Annotated in this window: 16 protein-coding genes and 1 pseudogene; 12 read left to right on the top strand and 5 right to left on the bottom strand. The window is 69.9% G+C overall.

Annotated features, from left to right (window positions below; genetic code table 11):
• Positions 1–22: 22 nt before the first annotated feature.
• Positions 23–1978: an acetate--CoA ligase gene (gene acs / locus RPQ07_RS17110; protein WP_313945010.1), complete on the bottom strand. Its 1956-nt coding sequence runs from the start codon at positions 1976–1978 to the stop codon at positions 23–25.
• Between the two features lie 198 nt (positions 1979–2176).
• Positions 2177–4609, bottom strand: coding sequence for a SulP family inorganic anion transporter (locus RPQ07_RS17105; RefSeq protein WP_413777748.1), 2433 nt, complete (start codon positions 4607–4609; stop codon positions 2177–2179).
• 286 nt (positions 4610–4895) lie between these two features.
• On the opposite strand from RPQ07_RS17105, the gene RPQ07_RS17100 reads away from it, so the two are divergent.
• Complete coding sequence (locus RPQ07_RS17100) at positions 4896–6164, top strand: hypothetical protein (protein ID WP_313945009.1); 1269 nt, start codon at positions 4896–4898, stop codon at positions 6162–6164.
• Here the strand turns inward: RPQ07_RS17100 and RPQ07_RS17095 are convergent.
• Positions 6142–7137 (bottom strand): ATP-binding protein, encoded by a 996-nt coding sequence (locus tag RPQ07_RS17095; protein ID WP_313945008.1) that lies wholly within the window; start codon positions 7135–7137, stop codon positions 6142–6144. The genes RPQ07_RS17100 and RPQ07_RS17095 overlap by 23 nt on opposite strands.
• Before the next feature lie 103 nt (positions 7138–7240).
• On the opposite strand from RPQ07_RS17095, the gene RPQ07_RS17090 reads away from it, so the two are divergent.
• Entirely contained in the window at positions 7241–8071 is an 831-nt protein-coding gene (locus RPQ07_RS17090) for an oxidoreductase (RefSeq protein WP_313945007.1), read from the top strand.
• Positions 8072–8516: 445 nt separating this feature from the next.
• On the opposite strand, the gene RPQ07_RS17085 is transcribed toward RPQ07_RS17090, so the two are convergent.
• On the bottom strand, positions 8517–9437 hold the full coding sequence (locus RPQ07_RS17085) for an HAD-IB family hydrolase (RefSeq protein WP_313945006.1): 921 nt from the start codon (positions 9435–9437) through the stop codon (positions 8517–8519).
• A gap of 467 nt (positions 9438–9904) precedes the next feature.
• On the opposite strand from RPQ07_RS17085, the gene ssd reads away from it, so the two are divergent.
• The 7 genes and pseudogenes from ssd to RPQ07_RS17050 form a co-directional block, all read left to right on the top strand.
• Positions 9905–11002, top strand: coding sequence for a septum site-determining protein Ssd (gene ssd / locus RPQ07_RS17080; protein WP_313945005.1), 1098 nt, complete (start codon positions 9905–9907; stop codon positions 11000–11002).
• Complete coding sequence (locus RPQ07_RS17075) at positions 10999–12147, top strand: TadA family conjugal transfer-associated ATPase (RefSeq protein WP_313945004.1); 1149 nt, start codon at positions 10999–11001, stop codon at positions 12145–12147. The genes ssd and RPQ07_RS17075 overlap by 4 nt, the downstream gene beginning before the upstream one ends.
• A 14-nt stretch (positions 12148–12161) precedes the next feature.
• Complete coding sequence (locus RPQ07_RS17070; protein WP_313948925.1) at positions 12162–12992, top strand: type II secretion system F family protein; 831 nt, start codon at positions 12162–12164, stop codon at positions 12990–12992.
• The gene (locus RPQ07_RS17065; protein WP_313945003.1) at positions 12989–13768 is read left to right on the top strand and encodes a type II secretion system F family protein; all 780 of its coding nucleotides are present in this window, start codon (positions 12989–12991) and stop codon (positions 13766–13768) included. The genes RPQ07_RS17070 and RPQ07_RS17065 overlap by 4 nt, the downstream gene beginning before the upstream one ends.
• 46 nt (positions 13769–13814) lie before the next feature.
• Complete coding sequence (locus tag RPQ07_RS17060; protein WP_313945002.1) at positions 13815–14015, top strand: DUF4244 domain-containing protein; 201 nt, start codon at positions 13815–13817, stop codon at positions 14013–14015.
• On the top strand, positions 14002–14724 hold the full coding sequence (locus RPQ07_RS37780) for a TadE family type IV pilus minor pilin (RefSeq protein WP_413777747.1): 723 nt from the start codon (positions 14002–14004) through the stop codon (positions 14722–14724). Before RPQ07_RS17060 ends, RPQ07_RS37780 begins: the two co-directional genes overlap by 14 nt.
• A pseudogene (locus RPQ07_RS17050) lies at positions 14721–14984 on the top strand (Rv3654c family TadE-like protein); the annotation flags it as partial. The gene RPQ07_RS37780 and the pseudogene RPQ07_RS17050, both read left to right, overlap by 4 nt.
• A gap of 43 nt (positions 14985–15027) precedes the next feature.
• Here RPQ07_RS17050 and RPQ07_RS17045 read toward each other — a convergent pair.
• Positions 15028–17700: a DEAD/DEAH box helicase gene (locus tag RPQ07_RS17045; protein ID WP_313945001.1), complete on the bottom strand. Its 2673-nt coding sequence runs from the start codon at positions 17698–17700 to the stop codon at positions 15028–15030.
• A gap of 78 nt (positions 17701–17778) precedes the next feature.
• Here RPQ07_RS17045 and RPQ07_RS17040 point away from each other — a divergent pair, with 78 nt between their 5' ends.
• From RPQ07_RS17040 to RPQ07_RS17030, 3 genes are all read left to right on the top strand, one after another.
• Complete coding sequence (locus tag RPQ07_RS17040) at positions 17779–18132, top strand: STAS domain-containing protein (RefSeq protein ID WP_215097290.1); 354 nt, start codon at positions 17779–17781, stop codon at positions 18130–18132.
• Positions 18133–18223: 91 nt separating this feature from the next.
• The gene (locus RPQ07_RS17035) at positions 18224–18670 is read left to right on the top strand and encodes an ATP-binding protein (RefSeq protein ID WP_313945000.1); all 447 of its coding nucleotides are present in this window, start codon (positions 18224–18226) and stop codon (positions 18668–18670) included.
• Between the two features lie 283 nt (positions 18671–18953).
• A complete protein-coding gene (locus RPQ07_RS17030) occupies positions 18954–21359 on the top strand; it encodes a sodium-translocating pyrophosphatase (protein WP_313944999.1) in 2406 nt (801 codons plus the stop codon).
• Positions 21360–21540: the final 181 nt, after the last annotated feature.

Genomic DNA, 21540 nt, shown 5'->3' with positions numbered 1-21540 from the left:
GGCCAGGGGAGATGTGCGTGGATCAGTCCTCGGAGGGCGCGCTCGGCAGCTGCGTCTGGATCAGATCCATGACCGACGAGTCGGTCAGCGTCGTGACATCGCCGAGCTGACGGTTCTCGGCGACATCGCGCAGCAGCCGGCGCATGATCTTGCCCGAACGGGTCTTCGGCAGCTCCGCCACCGGCAGGATCCGCTTCGGCTTGGCGATCGGGCCGAGCACCGAGGCGACGTGGTTGCGCAGCTCGTTGACCAGGCCCTCGTCCACACTCGCCGTACCGCGCAGGATCACGAACGCCGCGATCGCCTGCCCGGTCGTCTCGTCCTTCGCGCCCACGACCGCCGCCTCGGCGACCTTCGGGTGCGAGACCAGAGCCGACTCCACCTCGGTCGTCGAGATGTTGTGGCCGGACACCAGCATCACGTCGTCCACCCGGCCGAGCAGCCAGATGTCGCCGTCGTCGTCCTTCTTGGCACCGTCACCGGCGAAGTACTTGCCCTCGAAACGCGACCAGTACGTGTCGATGAACCGCTGGTCGTCGCCCCAGATGGTGCGCAGCATCGACGGCCACGGCTCGGTGAGGACGAGATAGCCGCCACCGCCGTTCGGCACCTCGTTGGCTTCGTCGTCGACGACCGTCGCGGAGATGCCGGGCAGTGCGCGCTGCGCCGACCCGGGCTTGGTCTCGGTGACGCCCGGCAGCGGCGAGATCATCATCGCGCCGGTCTCGGTCTGCCACCAGGTGTCGACGATGGGGGTCTTGCCGGCGCCGATGTTCTCCCGGTACCAGATCCATGCCTCCGGGTTGATCGGCTCTCCGACCGATCCGAGGACACGCAGGCTGGACAGGTCGAACTTCGCGGGGATGTCCTCGCCCCACTTCATGAAGGTCCGGATCGCGGTCGGCGCGGTGTAGAGGATCGTGACGCCGTACTTCTGCACGATCTCCCAGAACCGGCCCTGGTGCGGGGTGTCGGGGGTGCCCTCGTACATCACCTGGGTGGCCCCGTTGGCCAGCGGCCCGTACACGATGTACGAGTGACCGGTCACCCAGCCGATGTCCGCGGTGCACCAGTAGACGTCCGACTCCGGCTTGAGGTCGAAGACGGCGTTGTGGGTGTACGCGGCCTGGGTGAGGTAGCCGCCGGAGGTGTGCAGGATGCCCTTCGGCTTACCGGTCGTGCCGGAGGTGTAGAGGATGAAGAGCGGGTGCTCCGCGTCGAACGCCTCCGGGGTGTGCTCGGCGGACTGACGGCCGACGATGTCGTGCCACCACACGTCCCGGCCCTCGGTGAAGTCGGTGTCCTGGCCGGTACGGCGCACCACCAGCACATGCTCGACCTGCGGGCACCGGGCGACGGCGTCGTCGATGGCGGGCTTGAGCGCGCTCGGCTTGCCCCGGCGGTAGCCGCCGTCGGAGGTGATGACCAGCTTCGCGTCCGCGTCCTGGATGCGGGAGGCGACGGCGTCGGCGGAGAAACCGCCGAACACCACCGAGTGCGCCGCGCCGATGCGGGCACAGGCCAGCATGGCCACGACCGCCTCGGGGATCATCGGGAGGTAGACGGCGACGCGGTCGCCCTTCTGCACTCCGAGCTCGGTGAGCGCGTTCGCGGCGCGCGAGACCTCGTCCTTGAGCTCCGCGTAGGTGACGGAACGGCTGTCGCCGGGCTCGCCCTCGAAGTGGAGCGCGACACGGTCGCCGTTGCCGGCTTCGACATGACGGTCCACGCAGTTGTACGCGACGTTGAGCTTGCCGTCCGCGAACCACTTCGCGAAGGGCGGGTTGCTCCAGTCGAGGGTCTCGGTCGGCTCGGTGGCCCAAGTCAGCCTCCGTGCCTGCTCGGCCCAGAAGCCAAGCCTGTCCGCCTCGGCCTGCTCGTACGCCTCCGCCGTCACGTTGGCGTGCGCGGCCAGCTCGGCCGGCGGCGCGAACCGCCGCTCTTCCTTGAGCAGGTTGGCCAGGCTTTCGTTGCTCACGACATCTCCCTTTCCCAGGGCGTCCTATGTGCCTATGTGTCCCAGGCCATAGCTCATCAGCCAGATGGCCGGGTGACAAGGGCCTTCCGGAGATTGGTTTAGACCTATTGAGCCTGAGGTGCCTATTGAGCGGCCCCTCCCTCCCGGGCGGCGGGAAGGAGGGGCCATACGTTCTCACGGACGGGGTGGGGGATTGGTTCAGGCGCGCGTCTCGGTCAGCGAGGACGGGGTGGGGGCGACCCGGTCGAAGACCGCCTCGACCTCATGGTCGTCACTGCTGGCGAGGAGATACGCCTGCGCCTCGCCGACATGGAAGTACATGCCGTGCAGCTCCAGCGAACCCTCGGCGATGCGCCGCGCCACGCCTTCATGAGCCTTCAGATGCTCCAACTGCTGCACCACATTGGTCAGACAGAGCTGCTCGACCGCATCCGCGGGCAGCCGCCCGGAGATCCGCGCCCAGGTGCGGTGCCGGCTGCGCATCCGCTCCAGGCTCGGCTGACCGTGCCGCAGCCACCGCCGCAGCGGTGTGCGTCCTCCGTCGTTCGTAGCGCTCAGCAGCGCCTGCATCGCGCCGCAGCCCGAGTGCCCGCAGACCGTGATCGAGCTGACCTTCAGCACGTCCACGGCGTACTCGATGGCGGCCGCCACCGAGTCGTCGCCGCTCTCCTTGCCGGGCAGCGGCACCAGGTTTCCGACATTGCGCACGGTGAACAGGTCACCCGGCCCGCTGGCCGTGATCATGCTGGTCACCAGACGGGAGTCCGCGCAGGTCAGGAAGAGCTGCGACGGTTGCTGGCCCTCGCGCGCCAGCCGGGCCAGTTCGTCGCGCACCAGCGGAGCCGTGTTGCGCTGGAACGAGCTGAGACCGTGGGCCAGTTGGTGCATCGAGGCGCGCCGGGTGCGGGTGTCGCAGTGGTGATTGCGCCACGGTGTCCAGGGACGGCAGCAGCCGTGGGTCTGGGAGGCGGCTTCGCTGATCCGGCCCCCGGCCCGCCCGGTGAACTCCACCGAGCCGCCCTGCGCGACATGGGAGGCCTGCCAGTCATGCAGTGCCTCGTACGCGGCATGGTCCATGTAGGAACCGTCCAGCTCGACCTCACAGCGTGCCCCGTGCGGCACCTGGCCCAGCATCCGGCTCAGCCGGGGCACGGCGAGGAAGGTCAACTGCCCGCGCACCCGTACCCGGTGCACGCGCGCATGCTCCTCGCCCTGCTCCTCGACGGTGATACGGGTCCGGGTCAGCCGGTGCAGCGCGACCGCGACCGCCATGGCGATCCCGATCGCGACACCCTCCAGCACTCCGGTGAGGACGACCGCGATCGACGTCGCCGCGTACACCAGCATTTCGCGGTTCTGCCGCACGCTGCGCAGATGGGTGACCTTGACCATCTGGACGCCCACGACCATCACCAGGGCCGCGAGGGCGGCCAGGGGAATCAGGTCGAGCACGGGCACGAGCAGCAGCGCCGCGAGCACGATCCACAGACCGTGCAGCATCGTGGAGTTGCGGCTGACGGCGCCTGCGGACACATTCGCCGAACTGCGCACCGCGACCCCGGTGATCGGCAGCCCGCCGAGCGCACCGGACAGGACATTGGCGGCGCCCTGACCGGCCAGCTCCCGGTCGAGGTCGGCGCGCGGAATGCGGACGGTGGGCTGCTTGCGGGCGGCCACCAGCTTGTCCACCGCCACGGCGGAGAGCAATGACTCCACACTTCCCACCAGGGTGATGGTCAGCACCGCGGCGATGAGGCCCAGCACGGGCCCGTCCGGCAGTGCGGGCAGGGCATGACTGCTCCACGACGGCAGGTCCACCAGCGGCAGGCGCAGCCCCGCCACCACGGCGAGGGTGGTCGCCGCCGCGACCGCGGCGAGGGCGGCCGGGATCTTGCGGACGATTCGGCCCGCCCGCCCGGGGATCCGTGGCCATGCGAGCAGGATGACCACGGTCAGGATGCTCACGGAGAGCGCGGCCGGACGGAGCTCGGCCAACTGGGCAGGCAGCGCACCGACATTGGCGATGGCGGAGCTCTGCGGTGTGCCGCCGAGCACGATGTGCAGTTGTGCCAGGGCGATCGTGACGCCGATGCCGGCGAGCATGCCGTGCACGATCGCCGGGCTGACGGCGAGCGCCGAGCGGGCCACGCGCAGAGCGGCCAGGCCGACTTGGGCGAAGCCGGCGACGACGGTGATGGCGCAGGTGACACGCCAGCCGTACTGATGGATCAGATCGGCGGTGACGACGGTCAAGCCGGCGGCGGGCCCGCTGACCTGGAGCGGCGCTCCGCCCAGCCGTCCCGCCACGAGGCCGCCGACGGCGGCCGCCACGAGCCCGGCCTGAAGTGGTGCGCCGGTGGCGAGTGCGATGCCGAGTGAGAGCGGCAGCGCGATCAGGAACACGGAGACCGAGGCGGACAGATCGGCGCCCGCGATGCGGAAGCGGCGGCCGCCTTCATCGGGCGGGGGCAGGCTGTGCGGGCTCTCGGGGCCGGGGGGTGCGGACCCGCCGCCCTGGACGGCTTCGTGGGACACGGGCTTCTCCCGTGTGGTGCGGGACTTCCTGTTCTTGCGGTTCTTCGGCTTCTTGCGAGAAGGGTCGTCGGTGCGAGTGGGGACGCAGGCAGACATGGTTTCCCGTCTCCTCCGGGGCAGCGCGGTCGCGGAATGTGGGGACGCGGCCGTGGGTCACGGCGTGCAGTGGCGGGATTCTCAACTCTCGGTAAATGGATCGTAATGGAGAGTAAAGACTGCGGCATTCTTTCCGGGGCAAATAGGGCAATCTTTCACCCGTGCTGGTGATTAATCCTTCGAATGCGGCTCGTCGCACCCTCCCCATCGCCACCCCGATGCGACTTTGTCGGCGCCATCGACGCCGGTCGTAAAAACACAAAGTCATACGAAAGAGGGTGGACGGATGAAGGCCGCCACACAGCGGGTCGCCGTCGGCGCAGCCGTCACGGCGCTGATCGCGGGACTCGCGGGCTGCTCCGGCTCCGACGAGAGCGCGCACCATGGCGCGCCCGGTGCCAAGAAGGCCGCCCCTGCCCCCAACAGCGCCGTGCGCCTGATCGGCGACGGCTCCACGGCCTTCACCGGAACCCAGCCCGGTCTGCTCAAGCCGGAGCGGATGAAGCCCGGCGAGAAGCCGCCGCAGTTCGTGGTGTTCTCATGGGACGGGGCGGGGGAGGACAGCCAGAAGCTCTTCTCCCACTTCCGCCGTGTCGCCAAGAAGTACGACGCCACGATGACCTACTTCCTCAGCGGCGTGTACCTCCTGCCGGAGGAGAAGTCGACGATGTACGACCCGCCGCAACACGCGGCCGGGCGCTCCGACATCGGCTTCAATGACGTCGAGGGCATCAAGGACACCGTGCGTGAACTGCGCGGCGCCTGGCAGGAGGGCAATGAGGTGGGCACCCACTTCAACGGCCACTTCTGCGGCAAGGACGGCGGTGTGGGCAATTGGTCCGTCGCCGAGTGGAAGAGCGAAATCAGCCAGGCCAAGGCGTTCGTGAAGAACTGGAGGACCAACGCGGGCCTGAAGAACGAGCCGCCGCTTCCCTTCGACTACGACAAGGAACTCATCGGCGCCCGCACCCCCTGCCTGGAGGGCCGGAAGAACTTCGTCCGCGCCGCCAGCCAGTTGGGCATGCGCTACGACACCAGCGGGATCAACGACCAGATCTGGCCCAAGAAGGAACTCGGTCTGTGGGACCTCTCGCTCCAGATGGTCCCGGTCCCCGGTCGCGCCTTCGAGACGCTGGCCATGGACTACAACTTCATGGTCAACCAGTCGGGGACGACATCCAAGGGCGACCCCGCCATGCACGAGTACTGGGGCAAGCAGATGCGTGACGGCCTGGTCAAGGCCTTCGATCGCGCCTACGACGGCAACCGAGCCCCGTTGATCATCGGCAACCACTTCGAGTCCTGGAACGGCGGCACCTACATGCGCGCCGTCGAGGACACGATCGCCACGGTCTGTGTGAAGAAGAACGTGAGGTGTGTGTCCTTCCGCCAGCTCGCGGACTGGCTGGACGTCCAGGACCCCGAGGTGCTGGAGAAGATGCGGACCCTCAAGGTCGGCCAGAAGCCGAAGAACGGCTGGGCGGCCTTCCTGGCCACCCAGCCCTCCGCCCCGGCCTCACCCGTCGTCAAGGTCAAGCAGGCAGGGCAGAGCTGACGTCAGCCGCATGCTCATGGAGCACGAAGGCGGGGTCGACCTGAGCCGCCAGGTCGGCCCCCGTCTTCGCGTTCCCCCAGCTCTCCGCGTTCTTGAGATGGAAGTGCACCATCTGGCGCGTGTAGCGCTCCCAGTCGCGGTTGTCGTACGTGTCCTCCGCGGCGTTCTGCAGGGCTTGCAGGGACATGCGGTTGTCCGCCTCGAGCAGCTCGAAGGGGGACGGCCGGCCCTTCTCCATCCCGCGCACCCAGTTGGAGTGGCCGACGGTGATCAGCAGGTCGTCGCCCACCTCGTCCCGCAGGAAGTCCACATCGTCCGGGCCCTGCACCTTGTTGCCCACGACCTTCAGCTCGATGCCGAAGTCCCGTGCGTACTCCTTGTACTGGCGATACACGGACACCCCCTTGCGGGTGGGCTCGGCCACCAGGAACGTCATGTCGAAACGGGTGAACATCCCGGACGCGAAGGAGTCCGACCCGGCCGTCATGTCGACCACCACGTAGTCGTCGCGGCCGTCGACGAGGTGATTGAGGCACAGCTCCACCGCGCCGACCTTGGAGTGGTAGCAGGACACCCCGAGATCCGACTCCGTGAACGGCCCGGTCGCCATCAGCCGGATGTCCCCGTCGTCGAGATGCACGACCCGCGCACAGGCGTCGTAGACGGGGTTGTCCTCGTCCACGCGCAGCAGACGCGAGCCCTCTCCCGGCGGCGTGGTCTTGATCATCGTCTCCGCCGAGGCGATGCGGGGGTTGGAGCCCCTCAGGTATTCCTTGATCAAGGGGAGGTGCGCGCCCATGGCGGGCAGGGCGGCCGCCTCCGCCTCGTCGAGACCGAGCGCGGCCCCCAGATGCTGATTGATATCGGCGTCGACGGCCACCACATGAGCCTCGTTGGCGGCCAGATGGCGGATGAACAGCGAGGACAGCGTGGTCTTTCCGCTGCCGCCCTTCCCTACGAAAGCGATCTTCATGTTCACCTAACGTAGTGGGTCCATTGCGCGCTGTGGTCGAAGTGCGTGAAGAAGACCACTCCAAGGTGGGGGCGTACGCCGATGGCGCGTAGCCTCGCTACTTATGAGTACGAATGCCTCGTCGGTCGACCCCCTTGCCGCTCTCGGCTCTCTGCCGGGTGTCCCCGACGCCGTTGATTCCGTGCGCAAGGCGGTCGACCGGGTCTACGGTCACCGGGTCATGCGGCGGCGCAGCACCGAGGTCACCTCGGAGGCGGCGCTGCGCGGCGCGCGTGCTTCGGCGGCGCTCTCCGGCGCCGACTGGGCGCTCGAAGAGGTCCGCAGGCGCACCGACTTCGGTGTCGAGCCCGAGGCGCGAACGGTCGGCGCCGCACTGCGGCTGACCGCCGAGGCGGGGCAACTCCTTTCTGTATGGCGGCAGTCGCCGCTGCGGGTGCTGGCCCGGCTGCATCTGGTCGCGGCGAGTGGGGCCGGTGACGACGAGGCCGTGGGGCGGCCCCGGCTGGCCGGCGAACCGGTCGACGAGCCGCTGATCGAGGCGCCGCTGCCGGACGCGGGCGAGGTGAACGGCCGGCTGGACGGCCTTGCCGAACTGATCATCGCCGGCAGCTCGGCACCGGCCCTGGTGACCGCCGCCGTCGTGCACGGCGAGCTCCTGGCGCTGCGCCCCTTCGGCTCCTTCAACGGTCTGGTGGCTCGCACCGCCGAACGGATCGTGCTGATCGGCAGCGGTCTTGACCCCAAGTCGATCTGCCCGGCGGAGGTCGGGCATGCCGAACAGGGGCGCGCGGCCTATGTCGCGGCCTTCGACGGCTATCGCTCCGGTACGCCGGAGGGCATGGCGGCATGGATTGCCCACTGCGGGCGGTCCGTGGAGCTGGGCGTCAGGGAGTCCACTGCGGTGTGCGAGGCGCTTCAGCGAGGCGCGGCTTGATGGAGCGGGGCAGAGCTCGAGCGCTTGAGTGGGGCACGGCTCACGTGCTGCAGCGAGGCGGGGCTCGAGCGCTTGAGTGCTTGAGTGCGGCGGGGCTTGAGCGATCCCGGATGCTACGGCGTCCTGGGCGCGGGCCCGAAAGACCCTGAACAGGGTTGCGGCGGTACCGGTATGGGTACCGCCGCTGGCATGTCCACCGAGTTACCAAGCGTCCTCGAGATAGTGCCCATCAGGTCGGGAACTTTTGCCCGTCACCTGGTGCGGCTGGCCCGTAATCGACGGGTCGACGTCGCGTGGGTGCTCAGTTTTCATGCTCGGTCCGTGGGGCCTTTATGCGTTGATAGGTGATCCTCTCGGATGTCCTAGGTCTCGCGGGCCGTTGAGTCCTTTCTACTCCTGCCCGCAAGGAAGCGGAACCCCCAGCTGCGGTTCTTTACTTTTGGGTTCAAATACGGGCGAAGCGTTCCGCGGCGCGGTCGATGACCCGTTCCATCACACCGGCCGCGGCCGACTCGGCAGCTGCGGCTGCCGCACTGCGGCGCCGGCTGGCGTACCAGACGAGGCCGGCGGTCGCAGCCGCCGCACCCACCGCCGCCGCGGCGACGAGCGCGGGACGCGGCGGCAGGGAGAAGGCGGGGATCCGCTGCTTCAGCCGGACCGGCCGGTTGAAGACGAGAACAGGCCAGCCGCGACTGACGGCTTCACGCCGCAGCGCCCGGTCCGGGTTCACGGCGTACGGGTGGCCGACGGACGACAGCATCGGTACATCGGTGATCGAGTCGCTGTAGGCGTAGCAACGGTCGAGGTCGTAGCCCTCGGAGGCGGCGAGTTCCTTGACGGCCTCCGCCTTGGTCGGCCCATAGGCGTAGTACTCCACTTCGCCGGTGAAGCAGCCGTCGTCTCCGACCACCATGCGGGTGGCCACCACCCGGTCCGCACCGAGCAGCTCGCCGATCGGTTCGACCACCTCCGCGCCCGAAGTGGACACGATCACGACGTCACAGCCGGCGGTGTGGTGTTCCTCGATGAGGGACGCCGCTTCGTCGTAGATGATCGGGTCGATCAGGTCATGGAGGGTCTCCGCGACGATCTCCTTCACCAGCTGCACGTTCCACCCCTTGCAGAGGGCGGACAGGTACTGCCGCATCCGCTCCATCTGGTCGTGGTCGGCGCCGCCGGCGAGAAAAACGAACTGGGCATAGGCGGTCCGCAGTACGGCCCGTCGGTTGATCAGGCCGCCTTGGTAGAAGGACTTGCTGAAGGTCAGCGTCGACGACTTCGCAATGACCGTCTTGTCCAGATCAAAGAAGGCAGCTGCGCGAGGCAAGGAGTGGTTTTCCACGAGCAGAGCATAGGTGCCCGCCATTCGGCGTACGCTCGGGCGTGTGGGTTTGCCTGAGAAGGCTCTCGGGTACACCATGGAAGTCACGGATCGTTCGCGACCGTGCTAACCCGGTCCGGCTCCTCCCCCCCCGAGTCGGCCGGAGAGACGACCCCCGCTCTCCCCCCCGGCGGGGGTCGTCGCATGTCCGGACGCATTTTCGGCTCTCGGACAGAGCTCATGATGATCCTTCTCCCTTCCTGACGGCTTCGCTTGCGGCGGCCTCACACCACTCTGAATCGTCACTGTGCGTAGCGGAAGAGCTGCTCCCGGGAGTCACCGGTATGAGCGACGGGGATATTCACAAGTGGCTAGTTGTCCACAGTTTTTCAGCGAGATCCACACGTTTTTCCAGCGCGCTCCACTGTGATTCCACCCGCGCTCTTCGTGGGTGGCCGGAATCACAGATCTCGTAAGCAAGCGAGATCGAAAGTAAGAAGGGGTTGGAGATCGTGGCTGGATCCATCACATCGCAGAGGACGCCCGGTGCCGAAGGCCGGCGGGACGGGCCCCTGATCGTCACCGAGGACCTCGAACTGCTGGACGATCTGCTGCGGCTGTGCGCAGCGGCCGGCGCCGAGCCCGACGTCCACCACTCGGTGCCGGAGCGCGGGGGCGGCTGGGAAGGCGCCCCGCTGGTCCTGGTCGGCGACGACGCGGCGGCGCGCTGCCGGGGCGCCACCCGACGGCAGGGTGTGCTGCTCGTCGGGCGTGACCAGGACGACCCGGACGTCTGGCGGCGGGCAGTGGAGATCGGGGCCGACTGTGTACTGCGGCTGCCGGACGCCGAGAGCTGGCTCCTGGACCGGATCGCGGACGTCGTCGAGGGCGTCGGGGAGCAGGCGCTGACCGTCGGCGTCATGGGCGGCCGGGGAGGCGCGGGGGCGTCCACGCTGGCCTGTGCGCTGGCGGTGTCCGCGGCCAGGACGGGCCGGCGGACCATGCTCGTCGACGGCGATCCGCTCGGAGGAGGCGTCGATGTGCTGCTCGGCGGGGAGCAGGCGGAAGGGAGAAGGTGGCCGGATTTCGCCGCGTCCAAGGGACGGGTCGCCGGCGGCGCGCTGGAGGAGTCCCTTCCGGAGCTCCACCAGCTCCGGGTTCTGAGCTGGGATCGTGGCGATTCCGTGGTGGTTCCGCCGGAGGCGATGCGCTCCGTTCTTGCCGCGGCCCGCAGGCGGGGCGGTGTGGTGGTCGTGGATCTCCCGCGCCGGGTGGACGAAGCCGTGGCGGAAGCGCTGGCCCAGCTGGATCTCGGGCTGTTGGTCGTTCCGGGCGAGCTGCGGGCGGTCGCCGCGGCGAACCGCGTGGCGTCGGCGGTGGGCATGGTGCTCCAGGACCTGAGGGTCGTGGTGCGCGGGCCGTACGCCTCGGGACTGGACGACCAGTGGGTGGCCGACGCGCTCGGCCTGCCTCTCGCGGGTGAACTGCCGCTGGACGCGGGACTGTTTGCCGCCCAGGACCAGGGCGCACCGCCCGGCGGTGGGCGTGGCCCGCTGTCGCGGTTCTGCGCGGCCTTCTGGGACCGGGCGCTGGCGGGGGGTGTCTCATGAGCACGGGACTGCTGGATGCCGTACGACAGCGGCTTGCGGAGAGCGGCGCCGAGCCCACCCCGGCCAGGGTCGCGGCAGCGCTGCGGGCGCAGGGGCGGCTGCTGGGAGACACCGAAGTGCTGGGCGGCACCGAGACATTGCGCTGCGAGCTGGTGGGGACCGGGCCCTTGGAGCCCCTGCTGGCGGACCCGGCCGTGACGGATGTGCTGGTGTCCGCCCCCGACCGGGTGTGGGTGGACCGGGGGTGCGGTCTCGAACTCACCGGTGTGACGTTCGCGGACGCCGCATCGGTGCGCCGGCTGGCCCAGCGGCTCGCGGCGGTGGCGGAGCGGCGGCTGGACGACGCCCGGCCGTGGGTCGATGCCCGGCTTCCCGACGGGACGCGGATGCATGCGGTGATCCCGCCGGTGGCGGTGGGTTCGACGTGTCTGGCACTGCGTGTGGTGCGTCCGCGGGCGTTCTCGGTGGAAGAGCTGGTCGCCGCGGGGACCGTGCCGCCGGGAGGTGACCGGCTGCTGCGGGCCCTGATCGACGCCCGACTGTCCTTCCTGATCAGCGGGGGCACGGGCACAGGGAAAACCACGCTGCTGTCCAGCCTTCTCGGACTGGTGGGGGAGCGGGAGCGGATCGTGCTGGCCGAGGACTCGGCCGAACTGCGGCCCGACCATCCGCATGTCGTGCGGCTCGAATCCCGTACGGCGAACCAGGAGGGCGCGGGCCTGGTCACGTTGCGGGACCTGGTGCGCCAGGCCCTGCGCATGCGGCCGGACCGGTTGGTGGTGGGGGAGGTCCGCGGAGCGGAGGTGACCGAACTGCTGGCGGCCTTGAACACCGGACACGAAGGGGGCTGCGGCACTGTCCACGCGAATGCGGCATCGGATGTGCCGGCCCGGCTGGAGGCGCTCGGCACGGCTGCGGGGCTCGACCGGGCGGCCCTGCACAGCCAGTTGGCCGCCGCTCTCTCGGTGGTGATCCATCTCGTGCGGGACCGCGGCGGGCTGCGGCGGATCGCCGAGGTGCATGTGCTGGAGCGGGATGCCGCGGGTCTGGTGAGGACGGTGCCCGCGTTGCGGTGGGGTGCGGAGGCGTTCGCGTACGACCGGGGCTGGGAGCGGCTGCGGCCGCTGATCGGGGGTGCGGTGTGAACGCGGGCGAGCCGATGTATGCGGCAGCGGTGTGCGTCGGGGCGGCAGCGTGGCTCACGGCGGGCCGGGAGCGGGGTCTGACACGAGCAAAGCTGCTCTTCGCCGGTGGCGGCGCGCCGGAGCCGTCGTGGTGGACGTGGCAGCGGCTGCTGCCTGTACTGCGGTTGCGACGTGAGTGGCTGTGTCTGCCGGTGGCGATGCTGCTGGCCGTGCTGGGGGAGTCGGTGCTGCCGCTGATGGCAGGCGCGGCGGCCGTGCCGCTGGTGAAGAGGCAACTGGCGGCCAGAGAGCGGGTGAGGGCGCGGGAGCTGCGGGCCGAGGGGGTGATCACGCTGTGCGGCGCAGTGGCTGGGGAACTGCGGGCCGGTATGCAGCCGGGACAGGCGCTGCTGTTCGGTACGAGGTCCACGGACGCCTTGGGTGCTTCGGAGGGCGCGGTGGTGGCAGCGGCGCGGTTCGGCGGTGATGTGCCGCAGGCCTTGCGGGAAGCGGCACGTGAGCCTGGTGCGGACGGGCTGGCAGGGGTCGCTGCCTGCTGGCGCGTGGCTGTGGACAGCGGTGCGGGCCTTGCGGCGGGCCTCGACCGGCTGGAGGCGGCTCTGCGGGCGGATCGGGACCAACGGGAGGACGTACGTACTCAGTTGGCCGGCGCTCGGTCGACCATCGGGCTGCTGGCACTGCTTCCCGTCGTGGGCCTGGCCATGGGCTGGGCGCTGGGTGCCGATCCGCTGCGGGTGCTGCTCCACACCCCGGCCGGTCTGATGTGCCTGTTCGTCGGCGGGCTGCTGGAGGCGGCCGGGCTCTGGTGGGCCGCGCGGATCGTGCGGAAGGGGCAGGGCGCATGACCGCGGAGGTTGTCCACAGGCTGGGGGCAGTGTTGTGCGTTCTCTCCGCAGCTGCGTTCCTCGGATTCACGGTGGCGGGCCGACGCCACGAGCGCAGGACGCACCGGCGGATCGAAGGGCTGCTGGCTCTGGAACGCGAACGTCGGCGCCGGTGGCCGAAGGACACTCTGTGGGCGAGACGTTGGGCGGCTCCCCTGGGTGCGCTGATCACCGGATACGTCCTTGTCGGCGGATGGCTCGGCGGCGCGGTCGGATTGGCAGCCGCGTACGGCGTACGGCGCATACAACTGAACCGCACACCGGGCCCTGATGCCGGGGACGCCGCGGGCCTGCGCGATGTGCGGCAACTGCCGCTGGCGGCCGACTTGCTGGCCGCGTGCATCTCGGCCGGAGCGGGGCCACGTGAAGCGGCCGAGGCGGTCGGCGAATCACTCGGCGGGCCCGTCGGCGAGCGGCTCGTACGTGCGGCGGCCGAGCTGCGGCTCGGCGGTGAACCGGCGCGCGCGTGGGGGGTGTTCGCGCAGATACCGGGCGCTCAGGAGCTGGCCCGCTGTCTGGAGCGGGCCGACTCCACCGGCGCTCCCGCGGCGGAGCCGGTGTCCCGTCTGGCCGGACGCCTGAGGGCCGACCGGTCACGCAAGGCCGCGGCGGAGGGCCGCAGGGCCCAGGTCATGATCACGGCCCCCGTGGGGCTCTGCTTCCTGCCCGCGTTCCTCGCCGTCGGGGTGGCGCCGGTCGTGATCGGGCTCGCCGACGGACTGCTCAACAGCAACTGAACGAACTGAACGAGATCTCTTGTGGGTCGATCAATGGGGGTTTGGCATGTGGAATCCGATGCGGGCATGGCTGAGCGCAATGGCGCGCAGGCTGCGCAAGGACTCGGGAATGACGACATCCGAGTACGCGATGGGGACGATCGCCGCCTGTGCGTTTGCGGCGGTGCTCTACAAGGTCGTCACGAGCGGGACGGTCTCGGGCGCGCTCGAAGCAGTGATCGGAAAAGCGCTCAATGCGCAGTTCTGAGGCCCGGCGCGGGAGGTACGGCGAGGGCGAGGGCGACCGCGGATCCGTGACAGCGGAGGCCGCCGTCGCCGTACCGGCCCTGGTGGTGTTCGCGATGGCTCTGGTCTGGGCGCTGATGGCGGCCTCGGCCCAGATCCAGTGCGTGGACGCCGCACGGGCCGGGGCACGGGCGGCGGCCCGGTCCGAACCGCCTGCGGCGGCGGAGGCCGCCGCCCGCTCGGCGGCTCCGGACGGCGCCCGGGTCACGGTGGGACGGGCCGGGGATCTGTGGCGGGTGCGCGTGGAGGCGGCGGCACCGGGGCCGGGCGCGCTGGGGCTGACGCTCAGCGCGGAGGCAGCGGCGTTCGCGGAGGACGCGGTGGGTGGTCCCGGCTCCGATGCGACGCAGGCCGGAGACTCGGAGCCGGCTGCCGGTTCGGGCGCGGGTGGCGGCTCGGGCTCCAGCCAGACGGCAGCCACCGCGTCGGTCGGGGCTCCGGCGCTGGACGGGGCCACTCGCGAGGGCCCGGCCTCTGCATCGAGCCCGGCCTTGGGTCCGGCCGCGGCGGTGGTCTTCGGCTCGCGTGCCCAAGCCCAAGCCCAGGCCCAAGCCCGCGCCGGCTCGGTCGGCGCTCCGGCCGGGGGCCGGGCCGCTCGTGAGGTCCCAGCCTTCGTGGGGCCGGTCCCGGTCCCGGGCCCGCTCGGTGGTCCTGAGGGGGTCGTCCCATGAGGGCGACTCGCGACCGGGGCTCGGCCACCGTCTGGGTCGCCATGGCAGCCACCGTGCTGTGCGTCGTGTTCGCCGCTGTGCTGGCCATGGGGCAGGCCGTCGTGGCTCGGCACCGGGCAGGCTCGGCAGCCGATCTGGCGGCGCTGGCCGCGGCTGACCATGCCCTCCAAGGGGCCGGCCCCGCCTGCGAGAAGGCTGCGACCGTGGCCCGGGCTCAGGGCGCGGCCGTGGTGCGGTGCGCCGTTGAGGGCGAGATCGCGGACGTGACCGCGCAGGTCCGCTTCGGACCGTACGGCCCGACGGTCAGGTCGAGGGCCGGTCCTCCGGAAGCGGCATCTCCAGTGCAGCCGCCTCAGCCACCTCCGGGGGCCCACCCGGTGCGGGCGCCTCAGCTGCCCGACGAGGGGCAGAGGTGGCGCTCTGAGGCCCTTGGGGCCGGGAGCCCAGGTCCGGCCCCTCGCCGGGCCGCTGGGCCCCCTCCCGGCCTGACGCGGCACCCTCCGACGCCGTCCCCGTCGCCGCCGGACCCTCCGGCGCCCCCCTGAGCAGTTCGGTGAGCAGGCGGACCGCGCCGCGCTTGTGGAGCGGGTCATTGCCGTTGCCGCACTTGGGGGACTGGATGCAGGACGGGCAGCCCGCCTCGCACTCGCAGGAGGCGATCGCCTCACGCGTGGCAGTGAGCCACTCGCGGGCGGTGTGGAAGGCGCGCTCGGCGAAGCCGGCGCCTCCTGGGTGGCCGTCGTACACGAAGACCGTCGGCAGCAGGGTGTCCGGGTGCAGCGGCACGGAGACCCCGCCGATGTCCCAGCGGTCGCAGGTGGCGAACAGCGGCAGCATCCCGATGGAGGCGTGTTCCGCGGCGTGCAGGGCCCCGCCCAGTTGCTCGGGGTTCACCCGTGCCGCGTCCAGCTGGTCCTCGGTGACCGTCCACCACACGGCCCGGGTGCGCAGGGTGCGCGGTGGCAGGTCGAGTTTGGTCTCGCCGAGCACCTCACCGGTGATCAGTTTGCGGCGCAGGAAGGAGACGACCTGATTGGTGACCTCGACGGAGCCGTAGCAGAGGCGGCCGTCGCCCCACGGGATCTCGATGTCGGTCTCCAGCACGGAGACGGCGGTGGTGTCACGTGCGGTCGTGGAGTACGGCGGGTTCGCCTCCTCCACGAGTGCGGCGGAGTCCTCCAGGTCCAGGTGCTTCACCAGGTACGTGCGGCCCTGGTGGAGGTGGACGGCTCCGTCGTGGACGGCGGAGTGCGCGGCGGACTCGTCGACCGTGCCCAGCAGCCGTCCGGTGGCCGCTTCCACGATCTGGACCGGCCGGCCGCCCTCGCCCCGGATGTCGGTGAGGTCGGCGGCTCGCTCCCGTCGGGTCCAGTGCCAGCCGGAGGACCGGCGGCGCAGCAGCCGCGAGGACTCCAGCTGGGGCATCAGTTCGCCGGTCGCCGGGCCGAACAGGTCCAGGTCGGCCTCCGTGAGGGGCAGCTCGGCGGCTGCAGCGCACAGATGGGGGGCGAGGACATAGGGATTGTCGGGGTCGAGGACGGTGGACTCCACCGGCTGGTGGAACAGCGCCTCGGGATGGTGGACGAGGAACGTGTCCAGCGGGTCGTCGCGTGCGACGAGGACGGCCAGGGCGCCCTGGCCGGACCGCCCGGCCCGGCCCGCCTGCTGCCACAGCGACGCCCGGGTGCCCGGGTAGCCGGCGATGACGACGGCGTCCAGACCGGACACGTCGACACCCAGCTCCAGGGCCGTGGTGGCGGCGAGTCCCAGCAGCTCGCCGGAGTGCAGCGCCCGCTCCAGGGCGCGGCGCTCCTCGGGGAGGTAGCCGCCGCGGTAGGCGGCGACCCGCTGGGGCAGGGAGCGGTCCACCTCGGCCAGGCGTTCCTTGGTGATCACGGAGATCAGCTCGGCGCCACGCCGGGAGCGTACGAAGGCGACCGTGCGGACGCCCTGCACGGTCAGATCGGTGAGGAGGTCGGCGGTCTCGGCGGTGGCGGTGCGGCGGACGGGTGCACCCTTCTCGCCGTGGAGCTCGGTGAGCGGAGGCTCCCAGAGGGCGAAGACGAGCTCGCCGCGCGGGGAGGCGTCGTCGGAGACCTCCTGGACGGGCAGGCCGGTGAGCCGGCCGGCGGCCACGGACGGTTCCGCCGCGGTGGCGGAGGCGAGGAGGAAGACCGGATTCGCACCGTAGCGGGCGCACAGCCGGCGAAGGCGGCGCAGCACCTGGGCGACATGGGAGCCGAAGACTCCCCGGTAGGTGTGGCACTCGTCGATCACGACATAGCGCAGGGAGCGCAGGAAGGAGGCCCAGCGGGGGTGGGAGGGGAGTATCCCGCGGTGGAGCATGTCCGGGTTGGTCAGCACGTACGTCGCGTACTGCCGGACCCACTCGCGTTCCTCGACAGGGGTGTCGCCGTCGTAGACGGCCGGGCGCACCCGATGGCCCAATGGCGCCGCGAGTTCTTTCACGGCGCGGCACTGGTCGGCGGCGAGGGCCTTGGTGGGGGCGAGATACAGGGCCGTGGCGCCGCGGCCGTTCGGGGCCTCGGACCCGTCGAGCTGGGCGCTCAGCACCGGCGCGAGATAGGCCAGCGACTTCCCCGATGCGGTGCCGGTGGCGATCACCACCGACTCGCCGTCGAGGGCGTACTCGGCGGCGGCTGCCTGGTGGGCCCAGGGGTGTTCGATGCCGGCCTGCTGAATGGCGTTGATCACTTCCGGCCGGATGCGGTCGGGCCAGACGGCATGGCGGCCCGGCCTTGGGGGCAAGTGCTCCGTATGAGTGATGCGCGCAGCCCGGTTCGCCCCTGCGGTGAGCCGGTCGAGGACCGTACCGGGGGAGGGGCGGGTGTCCCCGCTCTCGGGAGGTCGTCTGGGACGGAGATTCTTGGCCATCGGCACCGAGTGTGTCACCGGCGTGGCGGACAATGGTCTCAAGGCGTCGTGCATGGCTGCTGGTAAGTGATTGAATGCCATCGCGGCTGGCGACCGTCCTCCGGCTCCGCCGGGGAGACCTGCTGGGCGGCCGCTCGATAGCAAGGTGCTGGAGGATCCGTGGACCTGTCCCTGTCGACTCGCAATGTGTCCGGCCCTGGTGGCGACCGTACGGTCGTCGAGGTCGGTGGCGAGATTGATGTGTATACCGCGCCCAAGCTGCGCGAGCAGTTGGTCGAGTTGGTGAACGACGGCAACTACCACCTGGTTGTCGACATGGAGGGCGTGGACTTTCTCGACTCCACCGGGCTCGGAGTGCTGGTGGGCGGCCTGAAGCGCGTGCGCGCGCATGAAGGGTCGCTGCGCCTGGTCTGCAACCAGGAGCGCATTCTCAAGATCTTCCGGATCACAGGACTGACCAAGGTGTTCCCCATCCACACCACGGTCGAGGAAGCGGTTGCGGCGACCGACTGACGGTCGGCCGGACACGCCGGAAGAAGTGAGGGGTACCGGGCATCCAGCCCGGGCCTCTGAGATGCATGCCCGTACGTCCGAGGGGGAGCACATGGCCACCGTCGAGCTTCGATTCAGTGCCCAGCCCGAGCATGTCAGGACCGCCCGGTTGGTGGCGGCTGCCGTGGCGCGCAGGGCGGGGGTCGACGAGGCCGTGCTGGACGAGGTCCGGCTCGCGGTCGGCGAGGCATGCAGTCGTGCTGTCGGGCTGCATCGCAGTCATGGCATCACCGAGCCCGTCACCGTGGTGCTCGCCGAGGAGGAGAAGACTTTCTCCATCGAGGTCATCGACGAGGTTCCGAGCGCGGGGGCGAACGGCGCACATGCCGTTCCCGGCGCGCGAGGCGGCTCCGACGAGGACGCGGACGCCGACGGAGAGGACGAGATGGGTCTCGCCGTCATCAGCGGCCTCGTGGACGACGTGGAGGTCAGTTCCACCGATCACGGGGGCGTGATCCGGATGAGTTGGCCGTCGGCGCCGGTCTCCGTCCTGCCCTGACGCGGTACGACGATCAGGGGTTCCGGTCCGCCGGTCCATTGATCGTCAGCCGGTCATGATCGTGAAAAGAGGTCCTGCTGAGCAGGGCCTCTTTTCTTTTTTCTAGATCATTGATCAAGGGTCAATGGTTTTGCCCCATTACCTCTTTCGGTGGCATTTTCGGAACCGGATCATTTGCTGAGTAGCAACTGAAGGTCAAATCCAGTTGTCGCGCTCTGTTTTGATCAGGTTCCGCTCCCTACAATCCGTCCACATCTTGAGCTCTGAGCGTCAAGGAGGACGAATGGCGGGGCTCGTCAACCCAGAACTGTCCAACCACCCCACTTCCCTTGCAGCCGCAGTACTGACAGACGACAACCGAGTGATCGTTATTGTCATCGCCGTCGTGGCGTTGGCAGCACTCGTCGTCGCCCAGCTGCTGGTGCGCCAGGTACTGGCCGCCGGCGAGGGCACCGATTCCATGAAGAAGATCGCGGCAGCGGTCCAGGAAGGCGCGAATGCCTACCTGGCCCGGCAGTTGCGCACCCTCGGCATCTTCGCCGTCGTGGTGTTCTTCCTGCTGTTGCTTCTTCCGGCCGACGACTGGTCACAGCGAGCGGGACGCTCGGTGTTCTTCCTGGTGGGTGCGCTTTTCTCGGCAGCCACCGGATACATCGGTATGCGTCTTGCCGTACGGGCCAATGTGCGCGTGGCGGCGGCCGCGCGTGAAGCGACACCGGCCGAGGGCGAGCCCGAAAAGGATCTGACGGCCGTCTCGCACAAGGCCATGAAGATCGCTTTCCGGACGGGAGGCGTGGTCGGCATGTTCACGGTGGGCCTCGGCCTGCTCGGTGCCTCCTGCGTCGTACTCGTCTACGCGGCCGACGCCCCCAAGGTCCTGGAGGGCTTCGGTCTCGGCGCCGCACTGATCGCCATGTTCATGCGTGTCGGCGGCGGCATCTTCACCAAGGCGGCCGACGTCGGCGCCGACCTCGTCGGCAAGGTCGAGCAGGGCATCCCGGAGGATGACCCGCGCAATGCCGCGACCATCGCCGACAACGTGGGCGACAACGTCGGCGACTGCGCCGGCATGGCCGCCGACCTCTTCGAGTCGTACGCGGTCACGCTCGTCGCGGCGCTCATCCTCGGCAAGGCGGCATTCGGCGACGCCGGACTCGCTTTTCCGCTGATCGTTCCGGCGATCGGCGTGGTCACCGCGATGATCGGTATCTTCGCGGTCGCCCCGCGGCGCGCCGATCGCAGCGGGATGACCGCCATCAACCGTGGATTCTTCATCTCCGCGCTGATCTCGCTCGCGCTCGTGGCCGTCGCGGTCTACGTCTATCTGCCGTCGTCCTACGCCAAGTTGGACGGCGTCACGGAGGCGGCGATCCGGTCGCACGGCGGAGACCCCCGGGTCCTCGCGGTCGTGGCCGTCGCCATCGGCATCGTGCTGGCGGCTCTGATCCAGCAGCTGACCGGGTACTTCACCGAGACCACCCGGCGTCCGGTGAAGGACATCGGCAAGTCCTCGCTGACCGGCCCCGCGACCGTCGTGCTGGCCGGCATCTCCATCGGTCTGGAGTCCGCCGTCTACACGGCGCTGCTGATCGGTCTGGGCGTGTACGGGGCGTTCCTGCTCGGCGGTACGTCGATCATGCTCGCCCTCTTCGCGGTCGCGCTGGCCGGCACCGGCCTGCTCACGACCGTCGGCGTCATCGTCGCCATGGACACCTTCGGTCCCGTCTCCGACAACGCCCAGGGCATCGCCGAGATGTCCGGCGACGTCACGGGCGCGGGCGCGCAGGTCCTCACCGACCTGGACGCCGTGGGCAACACCACCAAGGCCATCACCAAGGGCATCGCCATCGCCACCGCGGTACTCGCGGCGGCAGCGCTCTTCGGCTCGTATCGCGACGCCATCGCGACCGCGGCAGCGGACGTCGGCGCGAAACTCGGCGACGGCGCTCCGGCGAACCTCGTGATGGACATCTCCCAGCCCAACAACCTGGTGGGCCTCATCCTCGGCGCGGCGGTCGTCTTCCTCTTCTCGGGGCTCGCGATCAACGCGGTCTCCCGTTCGGCGGGAGCGGTGGTCTACGAGGTGCGGCGGCAGTTCCGCGAGCACCCCGGGATCATGGATTACACCGAGAAGCCGGAGTACGGACGCGTCGTCGACATCTGCACCAAGGACGCGCTGCGGGAGCTCACCACCCCGGGCCTGCTCGCGGTGCTGACACCGATCGCGGTCGGATTCTCGCTCGGAGTCGGGGCTCTCGGCTCGTTCCTCGCGGGTGCGATCGGCACCGGCACGCTGATGGCGGTCTTCCTCGCCAACTCCGGTGGTGCGTGGGACAACGCCAAGAAGCTCGTCGAGGACGGTCATCACGGCGGCAAGGGCAGTGAGGCCCATGCCGCGACCGTCATCGGCGACACCGTCGGCGACCCGTTCAAGGACACCGCCGGTCCTGCCATCAACCCGCTGCTGAAGGTCATGAACCTGGTGGCACTGCTCATCGCACCCGCGGTGGTCCAGTTCAGCTACGGGGACGACGCGAGCGCCGGGATCCGGGCGGTGATCGCGGTCCTCGCGATCCTCGTCATCGTCGGTGCCGTGTACATCTCCAAGCGGCGAGGCATCGCCGTCGGGGACGACCCGGGGACGGCGGAGCGGAGTTCGAAGTCACCCGACCCCGCGGTGGTTTCGTAGTACCGGTCACATCGACGGGCGGGCGGCGCGCAGTGGCGTGCTGCCTGCCCGTTCGTCTGTCGTGACGTCGGTCGTGACGTCTGCCGTGAGCCTTCTCTCTCTGGTGCAAATAGTGGCAAAAGAATATGAACCGGACGCAAGGCTCGCGAATGTCGACCACGTGCCGTGTATGTTCCGGGGC

Origin of the sequence: Streptomyces sp. AM8-1-1, from assembly GCF_032229325.1 — a bacterium.
Taxonomy (GTDB): domain Bacteria; phylum Actinomycetota; class Actinomycetes; order Streptomycetales; family Streptomycetaceae; genus Streptomyces; species Streptomyces achmelvichensis.
This window is presented reverse-complemented; position numbering and strand designations above follow the sequence as displayed.